This is a genomic window from Pseudomonas sp. KK18, from assembly GCF_037094675.1.
Classification (GTDB): domain Bacteria; phylum Pseudomonadota; class Gammaproteobacteria; order Pseudomonadales; family Pseudomonadaceae; genus Aquipseudomonas.
Window position 1 is genome coordinate 4,811,300 of the sequence record NZ_CP146605.1, and the last position, 14,192, is coordinate 4,825,491.

Sequence of the window (14,192 nt, forward strand, 5' to 3'; positions counted from 1 at the left end):
CTTCCCCGCCGATAGCGGATTGGTTAGCATCGCCATCCCCTCGAAGGATCATCCCCCATGACTATTCGACAGCGAAGCGCGTGCGACGACCCGGTGCTGGGTGCACTGTGGGAACGCTCGGTGCGCGCCACCCATGACTTTCTCAGCGAAGACGACATCCAGCGCCTGCTGCCCCTGGTACGCGACTGCTACCTGCCGATGCCCGCACTTGAAGTGTGGGTGTACGAAGATACCCAAGGCATTGGCGGCTTCGTCGGCACCGGCGGCAATAATGTCGAGATGCTGTTTATCGACCCGAACCGACGCGGCCAGGGCATCGGTCGCCAGTTGCTGGACTTCGTACGCGCCCGCCACGACACCCTGCGGGTCGACGTGAACGAGCAGAATCCACAGGCCGTGGGTTTCTACCTGCACTATGGTTTTATCCAGACCGGCCGCTCGCCCGTCGATGGCGAAGGCAAGCCCTTCCCCTTGTTGCACATGGCACTACCGAACGACTGACTCTCACCTGAAGGTATTGAACAATGTTGATCAAGAAGACCCTCACCACCGTTGCCCTGCTCGCTTCCCTGCTGGGCGCCTCGGCCGCGTTTGCCCACGCCCACCTGAAAAGCTCGGAGCCTGCCGCCGACAGCAGCGTCGCCGCGCCCAAGGACCTGCGCCTGACGTTCAGCGAAGGCGTTGAAGCGACCTTCACCAAGGTATCCCTGAGCAAGGACGGCACCGAAGTCGCGATCAAGGGCCTGGAAACCCCGGACGCCGACAAGAAAGTATTGGTGGTGACACCGGCCGCACCCTTGGCCGCCGGCACCTACAAAGTGGTGTGGAACGCGGTCTCGGTGGATACCCACAAGAGCAACGGTGAATACAGCTTCAAGGTCGGCCAGTAATCCATGGCCACCCTGCTGGTGCTGTGCCGTTTCCTGCATTTCATCGTCGTGCTGTTGATGTTCGGGGCCTGTGTGTTCAGGCCCTGGCTGCTGGGCGCGGGACCGCAACCGGTGCTGGACCGCCAACTGTCGCGCATCACCCAAGGGTTGGCGTGGCTGGCATTGGTGTCGGGGGTGGCGTGGCTGCTGTTGATCAGCGCGAGCATGGCCGGTGTCGGGCTGGGCGCGCTGGAATGGTCGACCGTGCAGTTGGTGCTGGGCAAAACCTTCTTCGGCCAGGTCTGGACCTGGCACTTGCTACTGAACGTGCTGCTGGTTCTGGGCCTGATGACGCCGTGGAAAGCGTTGCGCCTGCCGCTCTGTGCATTGCTGCTGGCGACACTGGCACCGGTGGGCCATGGCGCCATGCTCAATGGCATGGCCGGACAGTTGCTGATCCTCAATCAGGTGGTGCACCTGGTGTGTGTCGGTGCCTGGCTGGGCGGCCTGCTCCTGCTGGTGTTGATCCTCAGGCAATCGCCCCGCTATCCGTTGGAACCGATCCTCAAGCGCTTCAGTGGCATCGGTTATGGCCTGGTGACAGGGCTGCTGGTGACCGGATTGATCAACGTGCGGGTGCTCACCGGGCAGTTCTGGCCGACGCCCTTGTTCACAGGGTTCGCCCTGATCCTGTTGATCAAGGTGCTGCTGGTGTTCGGCATGCTCGCCCTGGCGCTGCTGAACCGCCTGCGGATTCACAACTGTGAGCAGCGGCTGCCTGCCTTGAAGGCCAGCGTAATGATTGAATGGTTACTAGGTGTTTCAGCGGTAGCCGCCGTTTCGCTGCTTGGCACCTTGCCGCCCATGGTTGCAGCGGGATAACTCCTTCCCCCCTGACTCCCTTCACGCAGGGAGTCATCGTATAACTTTCGATTGACATCCCCCTGAAACCTCGCAAATATCGCCCTCAATGTTGTACGACAACGTATAACAAAAAATAAAAACAACAAAAAGACAAGGGAGCGTCACTGTGAGCCAACACGTCCGCCAGTTCTCCGGCACCACCCGTTTTGCCGCCATCGGTTTGAGCAGCCTGGCCTTTACCCTCCCCGCCACCGCCTCGGCAGAAGGCTTCATCGATGACGCCACCGCCACGCTCAACCTGCGCAACGCCTACTTCAACCGCAACTTCACCAACCCCGCCTACCCCCAGGGCAAGGCCGAGGAGTGGACGCAAAACTTCATTCTCGATGCCAGGTCCGGCTTCACCCAAGGCACCGTCGGTTTCGGCCTGGACGTGCTGGGCCTGTACTCGCAGAAACTCGACGGCGGCAAAGGTACCGCCGGCACCCAACTGCTGCCGACCCGCAGCGATGGCCGCCCTGCCGATAACTTCGGGCGCCTGGGCGTGGCGCTGAAAACCAAGCTGTCGAACACCGAATTGAAAGTCGGCGAATGGATGCCGGTACTGCCGATCCTGCGCTCGGATGACGGCCGCTCACTGCCGCAAACGTTCCGCGGCGGCCAGGTAACGTCCAGGGAAATCGCCGGCCTGACCTTGTATGGCGGCCAGTTCCGCGGCAACAGCCCGCGCAACGACGCGAGCATGGATGACATGTTTCTCAACGGCAAAGCCGCATTCACCTCGGACCGCTTCAACTTCGGCGGCGGCGAATACACCTTCAACGACAAGCGCACCCAGGTTGGCGTGTGGTACGCCGAACTCAGTGACATCTACCAGCAACAGTATTTCAACCTCACCCACAGCCAGCCCGTGGGCGACTGGACCCTGGGCGCCAACCTCGGGTTCTTCACCGGCAAGGAAGACGGCAAGGCCCTGGCCGGCGACCTCGACAACAAAACCGCGTTCGCCCTGCTCTCGGCCAAATACAAAGGCAACAGCTTCTATATCGGCCTGCAGAAACTCACCGGCGACAGCGCCTGGATGCGGGTCAACGGCACCAGCGGCGGCACCCTGGCCAACGACAGCTACAACGCCAGCTACGACAACGCCAAGGAAAAATCCTGGCAGGTGCGGCACGACTTCAACTTCGTGGTACTGGGCATTCCCGGGTTGACCATGATGAACCGCTACATCAGTGGCGATAACGTGCACACCGGGGCGATCACCAATGGCAAGGAGTGGGGCCGTGAGTCGGAACTGGCCTACACGGTACAAAGCGGTCCACTGCGGGACCTGAATGTGCGCTGGCGCAACGCAACGATGCGCCGGGATTTCAGTACCAACGAGTTTGATGAAAACCGGATATTCATCAGTTACCCGCTGTCGTTGTTATAGCGGTTTACAAACAACCGGAAAGGCTTTTGTGGCGGGGGAGCTTGCTGTGGCGAGGGAGCTTGCTCCCGCTGGGCTGCGCAGCGGCCCCAAAATCTTGGGAGCGCTTCGCACTCCAGCGGGAGCAAGCTCCCTCGCCACAGGACAGCGATGAGCCTCTATCAACTTCGACCAATAGTGCGTTGACAAGTGTAGGAAACCCTAAGGATACTTCGGATCAGTCATACGACAACCTACAACAATAACGGGATCACCATGACCACCACAACCGCCCCTACCCCGTTCAACCGCTTGCTGCTCACCGGTGCCGCCGGTGGCCTGGGCAAAGTCTTGCGCGAACGCCTGCGTCCTTACGCCAAGGTACTGCGCCTGTCGGATATCGCCGACATGGCCCCGGCCGCTGACGACAGCGAAGAAGTATTGCCTTGCGATCTTTCCGACAAACAAGCCGTGCACCAACTGGTGGAAGGCGTCGATGCGATCCTGCATTTCGGCGGCGTATCGGTGGAACGCTCGTTCGAGGAAGTGCTGGGCGCGAACATCTGCGGGATCTTCCACATCTATGAAGCGGCGCGCCGCCATGGGGTCAAGCGCGTCATCTTCGCCAGCTCCAACCACGTGATCGGTTTCTACAAGCAGGACGAAGCCCTCGACGCCCACTCCCCGCGCCGCCCCGACAGTTACTACGGGCTGTCCAAATCCTACGGCGAGGACATGGCCAGTTTCTACTTCGATCGCTATGGCATCGAGACCGTCAGCATCCGCATCGGCTCCTCGTTCCCCGAACCCCAGAACCGCCGGATGATGCACACCTGGCTGAGCTTCGACGACCTCACCCAACTGCTCGAACGCTCGCTGTACACACCGAATGTCGGGCATACCGTGGTCTACGGCATGTCGGATAACCTCGATGTGTGGTGGGACAACCGCTTCGCCGCGCACCTGGGCTTCACCCCGCGGGACTCTTCCGAAGTATTCCGCAAACAGGTGGAAGCCCAGCCGATGCCCGCTGCCGACGACCCGGCGCGGGTGTACCAGGGTGGCGCGTTTTGCGCCGCCGGCCCGTTCGGTGACTGACCACAGACCAACCCAAGGGAATGAGTGGCCATGCAAGCAGAACTGATTGTCGACGCCCGCAACGCCGTGGGTGAATGCCCGGTGTGGGTACCCGGGGAAAACGCCCTGTACTGGGTGGATATTCCCACAGGCGAACTGCAACGCTGGAACGCCACCAGCGGCCAGGCGCAGGCCTGGAAAGCTCCGCAGATGCTCGCCTGCATCGCCCGCACCTCGGCGGGCGATTGGGTTGCGGGCATGCAAACCGGGTTTTTCCGGCTGACGCCCCACAACGATGGCAGGCTCGACACTGCGCCCCTGGCCAGCGTCGAGCACGCCCGCCCGGACATGCGCCTGAACGATGGCCGCTGTGATCGCCAGGGCCGGTTCTGGGCCGGCAGCATGGTGCTGAACATGGCCGAGAATGCGGCCGACGGTGCACTGTACCGCTACGAAACAGGCGGGGCGGTTCACACTGCACTCAACGGTTTCATCACCCCCAACGGCCTGGCCTTCAGCCCGGACGGGCGCACGATGTACCTCTCGGATTCGCACCCGTTGGTCCAGCAGGTCTGGGCCTTCGACTACGACATCGACAGCGGCACGCCGTCCAATCGGCGGCTGTTTGTGGATATGCACCAGTTCCTCGGCCGCCCCGACGGAGCCGCCGTGGATGCCGAAGGTTGCTACTGGATCTGCGCCAACGATGCCGGGCTGGTCCACCGCTTTACCCCCGACGGCCGTCTCGACCGCTCACTGGCCGTGCCGGTGAAAAAACCCACCATGTGCGCCTTCGGTGGCAGCCGCCTGGACACCCTGTTCGTCACCTCGATCCGCGACGACCACAGTGCCCAGTCGCTGGCCGGCGGCGTGTTTGCCCTCAACCCCGGGGTCACCGGATTGCCGGAGCCCACCTTCATCCTCTAGCTGCATCGCTGTGCCTTGAATAAAACAATAACAAGACTGGAGAGACACCCCATGGACTTCAAACGCACTTTGCTCCTCGCCGCACTCCCCTTCACCTTCGTCTTCGCCGGTGCCGCCCACGCGCTGGAAATCAAATTCGCCGACATCCACCCCGCCGGCTACCCCACCGTCGTCGCCGAAGAACAGCTGGGTAAAACCCTGGTGGCCGAAAGCAACGGCGGCCTGACCTTCAAGATGTTCCCCGGCGGCGTGCTGGGCTCGGAAAAGGAAGTGGTGGAACAGGCCCAGGTCGGCGCGATCCAGATGGCCCGGGTCAGCCTCGGCATCGTCGGCCCGGTGGTGCCGGACGTGAACGTGTTCAACATGCCGTTCGTGTTCCGCGACCAGGTGCATATGCGCAAGGTCATCGACGGCGAGATCGGCGATGAAATCCTCGCCAAGATCACCGACTCCGAATTCAACCTGGTGGCGCTCGCCTGGATGGACGGCGGCACGCGCAACCTCTACACCAAGAAACCGGTGCGCAAGATCGAAGACCTCAAGGGCATGAAGATCCGCGTGCAGGGCAACCCGATCTTCATCGAAACCATCAACGCCATGGGCGGCAACGGCATTGCCATGGACACCGGCGAGATCTTCAGCGCCCTGCAGACCGGCGTGATTGACGGCGCGGAAAACAACCCGCCCACCCTGCTGGAACACAACCACTACCAGAACGCCAAGTTCTACAGCCTGACCGGCCACCTGATTCTGCCCGAGCCCATCGTGATGTCGAAAATCACCTGGAACAAGCTCACCCCCGAGCAACAGGTGCTGGTGAAGAACACCGCCAAAGCCGCGCAGATCCAGGAGCGCGAGCTGTGGGACGCCAAGTCTGCCAGCAGTGAAGCCAAGCTCAAGGCTGCTGGCGTCGAGTTCATCGACATCGACAAAAAACCGTTCTATGAGGCCACCGCTTCGATTCGCGACAAGTACGGCGCGCCCTACGCCGACCTGATCAAGCGCATCGAAGCCGTCGAGTAACCCTTTTTCCTCTCATAGATAAGGCCCGGCGCGGTCGGCATCGACGCGCCCGGTTACGGTGAACGCCATGAAGAATTTACTGCTGCGCATCAACGACCGCATTTACATGAGCTGCATCTGGATCGCCGGCCTCGCCGTTCTCGGCGTCGCGCTGATCATTCCCTGGGGCATCTTCGCCCGCTACGTGCTCGGCACCGGCTCCAGCTGGCCGGAGCCCACCGCCATCCTGCTGATGCTGGTGTTCACCTTTGTCGGCGCCGCCGCCAGCTACCGCGCCGGGGCGCACATGTCGGTGGCCATGGTCACCGACCGCCTGCCGCCCGGCCAACGCCGAATCGTCGGCATCGTCTCGCAATTGCTGATGGCAACCATCTGCCTGTTCATGACGATCTGGGGCAGCAAATTGTGCCTGTCGACCTGGAACCAGTTCATGAGCGCCATGCCGACCTTGCGGGTGGGCATCACCTATATGCCGATCCCGATCGGTGGCTTGCTGACCCTGGTTTTTGTGCTGGAAAAACTCCTGCTGGGTGACCAGAGCAACCGTCGGGTCGTGCGCTTCGACCTGGTTGAAGAAAGTGAAGGGGCTGCCTGAATGGACGCATTGATTCTGTTGGGCAGCTTTATCGCCCTGATCCTGATTGGCATGCCGGTGGCCTACGCCCTGGGGCTTTCTGCGCTGATCGGCGCGTGGTGGATCGACATTCCGTTCCAGGCCCTGATGATTCAGGTGGCCGGCGGGGTGAACAAGTTTTCGCTGATGGCGATTCCGTTCTTCGTGCTGGCCGGGGCGATCATGGCCGAGGGCGGCATGTCGCGCCGGCTGGTGGCGTTTGCCGGGGTGCTGGTGGGGTTTGTGCGCGGAGGCCTGTCCCTGGTGAACATCATGGCCTCGACGTTTTTTGGCGCGATCTCCGGCTCGTCGGTGGCCGATACGGCGTCTGTCGGTTCGGTGCTGATTCCGGAAATGGAACGCCAGGGCTATCCCCGTGAATTCGCCACCGCCGTCACCGTGAGCGGCTCGGTACAAGCCTTGCTGACGCCTCCGAGCCACAACTCGGTGCTCTACTCCCTGGCGGCGGGCGGCACCGTGTCCATCGCCTCGCTGTTCATGGCCGGCGTGGTCCCGGGCCTGCTGATGAGCGCCTGCCTGATGGTGCTGTGCCTGATCTTCGCGAAAAAGCGCAACTACCCCAAAGGCGAAGTGATCCCCCTGAAACAGGCACTGAAAATCTGCGCCGACGCATTGTGGGGCCTGATGGCCATGGTGATCATTCTTGGCGGGATTCTGTCGGGCATCTTCACCGCCACCGAGTCGGCGGCGATTGCGGTGTTGTGGGCGTTCTTCGTGACCATGTTCATCTACCGCGACTACAAATGGAGCGAGCTGCCCAAGCTGATGCACCGCACGGTGCGCACGATCTCCATCGTGATGATCCTGATCGCGTTCGCCGCCAGCTTCGGCTACATCATGACCCTGATGCAGATCCCGGCGAAGATCACCACGATGTTCCTGACCCTGTCGGACAACCGCTACGTGATCCTGATGTGCATCAACGCCATGCTGCTGTTGCTGGGCACGGTGATGGACATGGCGCCGCTGATTTTGATCCTCACGCCGATTTTGCTGCCGGTGATCCTGGGGATTGGCGTCGACCCGGTGCACTTCGGCATGATCATGCTGGTGAACCTGGGGATCGGCCTGATCACCCCGCCGGTGGGTGCGGTGTTGTTTGTGGGGGCGGCGGTGGGCAAAGTCAGCATCGAGAAGACCGTGAAGGCGTTGCTGCCGTTTTATGGCGTGCTGTTTTTGGTGCTGATGGCCGTGACCTACATTCCGGCGTTGTCGTTGTGGTTGCCGGGGTTGGTGTTATAAGCCCCACACTGCGTGTAGCGAGGGAGCTATTGTGGAGAGGGAGCTGCTGTGGCAAGGGAGCTTTCTGTGGCGAGGGAGCTTGCTCCCGCTGGAGTGCGAAGCGCTCCCGCTTTTTTGGGGCCGCTCCGCAGCCCGTCGGGAGCAAGCTCCCTCGCCACACAAGCATTCATCATTCAATAGGTCTGCTGACACTCATGATGCTTGAACTCGAAGACAACCTGACCCACCTGACGCTGGCGCCAGCGTTGGGCGGGAGTATCGTCAACTGGACAGTACGCAGCAGCGGCCAGCCGTTGCTACGCCACACCGATCAACAGTCGCTGGCCAGCGGCCTGCCGGGGAAGCTTGCGTGCTTCCCGCTGGCGCCCTGGTCGAACCGGGTTGCCGAAGGTGGCTTTGATAACCCATCAGGGTGGTTGGGACTTGAGCCCAACAGCCCGCTGGACCCGCTGCCAATTCATGGCAGTGCCTGGCAACAGGTGTGGCAGGTGGTCAGCCAGACGTCAGACGAAGTGGTGTTGCAACTGGACAGCAGCACACCCTTTGCGTATCGCGCCGAGCAGCGGGTTCAGTTGAAGGGCGGCAAGTTGAGCATCACCTTGCGCGTCACGCACCTGGCGGAAACGGCGACGTGGCATGGGCTGGGATTGCATCCGTATCTGCCCCGCAGGCCGGGCACGCAATTGCAGGCAAAGGCTTCGCAGGTATGGATGAGTGATGCGGCGAAATTGCCGACAGGGCTGGCTGCCGTACCCGCCGAGTGGGATTTTCAACACCCAGAATCGTTGCCCGAGACACTGGTGGACAACGGTTTTTGCCAGTGGGACGGGCGCTGCGTCATCCAGCAGCCAGACCTGGGTTACACCCTGGAATGCCAGGCCACCGGCAGCGACTATTACCTGCTGTATTGCCCGCCGGGGCTGGATTTTTTCTGCTTCGAGCCGGTGAGTCATCCGGTGAATGCCCATCACCTGCCGGGTAGGCCGGGATTGAAGCTGTTGGAACAAGGCCAGTCGGCAGAACTCAGTTTCAGCCTGCAATACAAAACCCTCTAACAACACAAAACCCATGTGGGAGCGGGCTTGCTCGCGAATGCGGTGGATCAGTCAACACATCTGCGACTGACACTCCGCATTCGCGAGCAAGCCCGCTCCCACATTTTTGATCTCCATTGTGTCTTAGGGAGGGGTGTTTTTCAGGCGCCCCGCCGTGTCGATACTCACCACCACCGATAACCCCGGTCGCAGCCGTTCACTCTGCTCCTGCCCCGGATCCACGGTAATCCGCACCGGCACCCGCTGGGCGATCTTGACGAAGTTGCCGGTAGCATTGTCCGCCTGCAACAGGCTGAACTCCGACCCGGTCGCCGGGGAAATGCGCTGCACCGTGCCGTGAAACTTGCGGTGGTCCAGGGCATCCACGGTAAAGGTCACCGGCTGGCCAACCTGCACGTTGTCCATCTGGGTTTCTTTCATGTTGGCGATCACCCACAGCTGGTTCGGCACCAGCGCCATCAACTGCGCGCCGCTGTTGACGTAGGCCCCGAGGCGCACGCCAATCTGGCCCAGTTGCCCGTCACGCGGGGCGATGATCCGGGTGTTCGACAGGTCGATACGCGCCAGCTCCACTGCCGCATCGGCACTGGCCACCGCCGCCTCCAGCGAACCGCGATTGACGATCACTGTCTGCAAATCCTGCCGGGCGATTTCCAGGTTGGCCTGGGCCTGGGCCACGGCCGCAATGGTTTGCGCATTGGCGGCGCGGGTCACGTCCAGCTCGCGTTTGGACACCGACCCATCGCTGATCAACTCCTCATTGCGGCGCAAATCCGCGGTGCTTTTGCGGGCCTGGGCCTGGCTGTCCATCAAGGCCGCCTGACGCAGCTTGATGGTCGCCTCGGCGCTGTTGCGTTGCTGCACCACATTGGCCAGGGACGCCTGCTGCACCGCCAATTGCGCCTGGGCCTGATCAAGGCGCTGCTTGTAGATACGGTCATCGAGGCGCACCAGCAAATCCCCGGCCTTGACGTACTGGAAGTCCGTCACCGGCACTTCATACACATAGCCGCTGAGCTGCGGCCCGATGATCGTCACCTGGCCGCGCACCAGGGCGTTTTCGGTGGTTTCCACGGCGCTGCTGAAGGGCGGCAACTGCCAGGCGTAGAGCACGATCAGCACGCCGATAATCGCAATCGCGGCAAAGCCCATGGAAGAGATGATGCGCACCCGCAAGGAGCGCGGTTCGGTGGCCGGCATGCTCGGCGGCGCGGTGCCTTCCGGCGTGGAAGCGATGGCGTTGGTGGTGGTCGTCGTCGGTTCGGTCATGAAGAAAGTGCGCCGCTGGGTTGAACGGGAGGCGCTGCACTGGCGGCAGCTTTAGTGGTACTCATCAGCCAGAGGCTGCGGATAAAGATCCAGATCATGGTGAGTATGGCGATGATCGCGATCAGCATGAACACATCGTTGTAGGCCATCACATTCGCCTCGCGGGTGGCGGCCGTGGCCAGGCTGCGAATGCCCATGAGGTTGCGCAACTCGGGGTCGGCGATCACCCCGCCATAGGCCGAGCCGCCGCTGGCAACACGCGCCGCCACACGCGGGTCGAGCAAGGTCAGGTGTTCGACGATCATGCTGGAATGGAATTTTTCCCGCACGATCTGGAACGTACCGAGCAATGCCGCGCCGATCAGGCCGCCGAGGTTCTGGCAAATCCCGAACAGCACCGAGAAGCTCACCAGGTTCCTGGGGTTGGTCAGTACGTTCTTCGTGCCCAGGACCATGGTCGGCCCGAGGAAGAACGTGCCGCCAAAGCCTAGCAGGAACTGGCTGATGTACATGTTTTGCGGACGCGTGAGGTTGCTGGAGAAACTGTCCATCACCGAGCCCACGGCCATGAAGGCCAGGGAGATGATCAGCGGCATCAGCAAATGCGCGGGGTTGATGGTCAGCGCGCTCACGGCCAGGCCGGCAATCGCCCCCGCCAGCATCACCCAATACAGCGTGCGCATCTGCTCGTTGCTCATGTTCAGCATCTGCATGAAGCCCACGGCGCCGGTGGACTGCTCCGAGAGCACCATGCGAATCAGCACCACCGCCAACGCCAGGCGAATCATCGCCCCGCTGCCCAGCCAACGGGTCATCAGCAACGGGTTGGAGCGGTTATGTTCGATGGCCAGGCCGGCCATGATCAGCACCAGCGAGCAGGCCGAGGCGATACCGATCCACGGCGCTTCCAGCCACCAGTCGATACGGCCCAGGGACAGCACCGCGCAGAGCAAGGCAACGCCGGTGGCGAGGATGGCGAAGGTCAGGAAGTCGAGTTTTTCGAAGGTCTTGAAGCGGTCGCCCGGTGGCAGCTTGAGCAGGAACACACAGCCCAGGCAGGTCAGCGCCATGCCCAGTTCGAACAGGTACAGGCCGCGCCATTCAGCGATTTGCAGCAGGTCTTCGGAGAACAGTCGGGCCAGGGGCAACGCCAATTGCGCGGTGCCCAGGCCGAGCACCAGGGCTTTCATCCGCCACTTTGCGGGAAAGGCCTGGATCATGTAGTAAAGGCCCAGGGAACTGAGGGCGGCGCCGACCATGCCGTGGGCCGCGCGTACGGCGATGGCCGAGCTGAGGTCGTTGACGAACAGGTGGCCGAAGGTGACCAGGGCGTAGAGCACCAGGAACACTTCGGTGAACGCACGCAGGCCGAATTGCTGGCGGAATTTTACCAGCAGCAGGTTCATGGAGACGTTGGTCATGACGTAGGCGGCGGGGAGCCAGGCCATCTCGGCCGTCGTCGCGCCCAGGGCGCCCTGGAGGTACACAAGGTTGGCGATCACCAGCGAGTTGCCGAGGCCACCGGTGATTGCCACGAGTACGCCGACGAGGGCGTAGGCCCAGCGCTTGCGGGTGGAATGCAGCGGCGTCGACGGCGAGCCCGGCAGGCTCGGGCGCTCGTGGGGCTGCCAGGTGTGGGGGGTGTATTTGTCCATTCGGTGGCCTTGATGACCGGCGTTTGGGGCCGGTGGAACGGTTACTCAGGGAGTAGTAAACCTGAGTGGAGTTCAACTTGCCATCTTGGGAGGGATTTGGGCGGTTGGGGTGCATATCCGTTGCTGCGGTAACGGCTGCTTATGGTTCCGCTCTTACAGCGGCTCACTTCTTAACAGCGCAAAAGTAAGCAAAACGCTCTTGCCCCACCACTCGGCACCTCGCTAATGCTCGGTGTGCCCGCACTCCGGCCAGCGTGGTTTAACGGGGCGCCTAAGATCAAGATCAAAATCAAAAGCAAGAGCACAGCGGCCTCCCGGCCGGCTTGAGTGTTGTAAATCAACAGCTAAAGCGGGCACGGTCAAATGTGGGAGCGGGCTTGCTCGCGAAGGTCGTTAACGATGACGCGGGCATCCTGAATGAACGCGGCGCTCTCAGGTTCTTCGCGAGCAAGCCCGCTCCCACAGAAAAGCAGCTCTGCTTTCGCCCTGGATCTTGCCTCTGTTTTTAACACTCAAGCCGGCCGGTAGGCCGCTGTGCTTTTGCTTTTGACCTTGATCTGACTGCCCCAATGAGCCCGAGGCCGAACGCAGGCAGTGCGAAGCGGGCCGCTGTAAGAGCGGAACCATAAGCGGCCGTTACCGAAATAACGGATATGCCCCCCACCTCAAATCCACCCCAACCAACTCCAATACGTAGCCGCAAACACCAACATCAACCCATACCCAATCAACGTCACCAAAATCCCGACCTTGGCAAACTGCCGCGCGGTAAACGTGCCGGTCCCCAAACACACCATATTCTGCGGCGCATTGATGGGCAGGATAAACCCGTAGCTCATCACAAACCCCAGCAACATCGTCATCCCCAGCCGACTGAACTCCCCGGGCAACGTCTGCAACACCGCAATCAAGATCGGCAACAACGCCGAGGTCAACGCCGTGGCACTGGCAAACCCCAAATGAATCACGATCAAAAACGCCCCCAGAATCGCAAACACCCCCAGCGGCCCCACCTGGTCCAACCCGGTATGCGCCACCACCTGCGACCCCAGCCACTGCCCCGCCTGGGTGGTCAGCAACGCCGTCCCCAGGCTGATGCCAACCCCAAACACAATCACCGTGCCCCACGGAATCCGCGACTGCACATCCTTCCAGGTCATCACCCCGATCCCCGGCATCAGCAAGAACACCAGCCCGGCATACGTCGTCGAGGTCGTATCAAAGCTGTGCAACCGCCCCTCAGTCGCCCACGCCAGCAACAGCAGCACCGACACCGTCAGCAAGCGCTTCTGCGGCCCCGTCATCGGCCCGATGTCCACCAGCGATTGCGCCACCGCCTCCTTGCCTCCGGGAATGCTGTCACTCTCCGGCGGCAGCAGCTTCAACACCAAAAACAACAACACCGCCGACATGATCAGCGCCCACGGCGCCCCGGCGATCAACCAGTCGATCCACGACACCCGCTGCCCCAGCATCTTGTCCATAAAGCCAACCGTCAGCAGGTTCTGCGCCGCCGCCGTCTGGATACCGACGTTCCAGATGCTCGTACCCTGGGCCACGACGATCATGATCCCGGCCGCAATATTCGAACGCTTGTCCACGCCGAACGCGGCAATCACCCCCATCATGATCGGCACCACACACGCACTGCGGGCCGTGGCGCTGGGCACCACCAGGCTCAAGAGGATGGTCACGGCAACTGCCCCGACGAGAATGCCCCGGGTGCTGGTACCCACGCGGGTCAGGGTGACCAACGCGATGCGCCGGTCCAGCCCGGTATGGGTCATGGCTGCGGCGATAAACAGCGCGCCGGCCACCAGCGCCAGCGCCGGGTTGGAAAACCCCGTCAACGCCATGCTGATGGCCGGGCTGGAACCGATCAGGTGCGTGGGGTCTTGCAGCGACGGCGCAGTGCCGAGCAAAAAAGCCATCAATGAGGTGATCATGATCGCGCTGGCCTCGTAGGAGACCGCTTCGGTGATCCATACCACCACCGCAAACGCGAGGATCGCCAGCATCCGGTGCCCGGCCACCGGCAAGTCGGCCGGCAGCGGCAACAGCAGCACGCCGACCATCACCAGTACGCCGACCACCAGGCCCAGGGGCAACTTGAATGAAGCAGCTGTTGTTGCGGGGGCACTCATGGGGTTCTCCGTCGGCCGTGAA

13 protein-coding genes are annotated in these 14,192 nt (G+C 62.0%); 10 read left to right on the forward strand and 3 right to left on the reverse strand.

Annotation, left to right across the window (positions count from 1 at the left end; translation table 11 throughout):
- The first annotated feature begins 57 nt into the window (after positions 1–57).
- The 10 genes from V6607_RS21705 to V6607_RS21750 all read left to right on the forward strand — a co-directional run bounded on the left by V6607_RS21705 (position 58) and on the right by V6607_RS21750 (position 9,102).
- Complete coding sequence (locus V6607_RS21705) at positions 58–501, forward strand: GNAT family N-acetyltransferase (RefSeq protein WP_003207827.1); 444 nt, start codon at positions 58–60, stop codon at positions 499–501.
- A 23-nt stretch (positions 502–524) separates the two neighbouring features.
- Positions 525–890 carry a copper homeostasis periplasmic binding protein CopC gene (gene copC / locus V6607_RS21710; protein WP_003207825.1) on the forward strand — a complete coding sequence of 122 codons (366 nt, stop codon included), beginning with the start codon at positions 525–527 and terminating at the stop codon, positions 888–890.
- 3 nt (positions 891–893) lie between these two features.
- Positions 894–1,751, forward strand: coding sequence for a copper homeostasis membrane protein CopD (gene copD, locus V6607_RS21715; protein ID WP_003207822.1), 858 nt, complete (start codon positions 894–896; stop codon positions 1,749–1,751).
- 148 nt (positions 1,752–1,899) lie between these two features.
- The gene (locus V6607_RS21720) at positions 1,900–3,168 is read left to right on the forward strand and encodes an OprD family porin (RefSeq protein WP_008431917.1); all 1,269 of its coding nucleotides are present in this window, start codon (positions 1,900–1,902) and stop codon (positions 3,166–3,168) included.
- A gap of 252 nt (positions 3,169–3,420) precedes the next feature.
- Complete coding sequence (locus tag V6607_RS21725) at positions 3,421–4,242, forward strand: NAD(P)-dependent oxidoreductase (protein ID WP_003207819.1); 822 nt, start codon at positions 3,421–3,423, stop codon at positions 4,240–4,242.
- A 30-nt stretch (positions 4,243–4,272) separates the two neighbouring features.
- Entirely contained in the window at positions 4,273–5,148 is an 876-nt protein-coding gene (locus V6607_RS21730; RefSeq protein ID WP_134327015.1) for an SMP-30/gluconolactonase/LRE family protein, read from the forward strand.
- Positions 5,149–5,199: 51 nt separating this feature from the next.
- The gene (locus V6607_RS21735; RefSeq protein ID WP_003207815.1) at positions 5,200–6,171 is read left to right on the forward strand and encodes a TRAP transporter substrate-binding protein; all 972 of its coding nucleotides are present in this window, start codon (positions 5,200–5,202) and stop codon (positions 6,169–6,171) included.
- A gap of 67 nt (positions 6,172–6,238) precedes the next feature.
- A complete protein-coding gene (locus tag V6607_RS21740) occupies positions 6,239–6,766 on the forward strand; it encodes a TRAP transporter small permease (protein WP_003207813.1) in 528 nt (175 codons plus the stop codon).
- Positions 6,767–8,047 carry a TRAP transporter large permease gene (locus V6607_RS21745; protein WP_003207810.1) on the forward strand — a complete coding sequence of 427 codons (1,281 nt, stop codon included), beginning with the start codon at positions 6,767–6,769 and terminating at the stop codon, positions 8,045–8,047.
- Between the two features lie 194 nt (positions 8,048–8,241).
- Positions 8,242–9,102 carry an aldose 1-epimerase gene (locus tag V6607_RS21750; RefSeq protein WP_134327686.1) on the forward strand — a complete coding sequence of 287 codons (861 nt, stop codon included), beginning with the start codon at positions 8,242–8,244 and terminating at the stop codon, positions 9,100–9,102.
- Positions 9,103–9,225: 123 nt separating this feature from the next.
- Here V6607_RS21750 and V6607_RS21755 read toward each other — a convergent pair whose 3' ends face one another.
- From V6607_RS21755 to V6607_RS21765, 3 genes are all read right to left on the reverse strand, one after another.
- On the reverse strand, positions 9,226–10,371 hold the full coding sequence (locus V6607_RS21755; RefSeq protein WP_003207807.1) for an HlyD family secretion protein: 1,146 nt from the start codon (positions 10,369–10,371) through the stop codon (positions 9,226–9,228).
- Positions 10,368–12,026, reverse strand: a complete 1,659-nt coding sequence (locus V6607_RS21760) for an MFS transporter (protein WP_003207803.1) — start codon at positions 12,024–12,026, stop codon at positions 10,368–10,370. Before V6607_RS21760 ends, V6607_RS21755 begins: the two co-directional genes overlap by 4 nt.
- A 665-nt stretch (positions 12,027–12,691) precedes the next feature.
- Entirely contained in the window at positions 12,692–14,170 is a 1,479-nt protein-coding gene (locus tag V6607_RS21765) for a DASS family sodium-coupled anion symporter (RefSeq protein ID WP_134327016.1), read from the reverse strand.
- Positions 14,171–14,192: the final 22 nt, after the last annotated feature.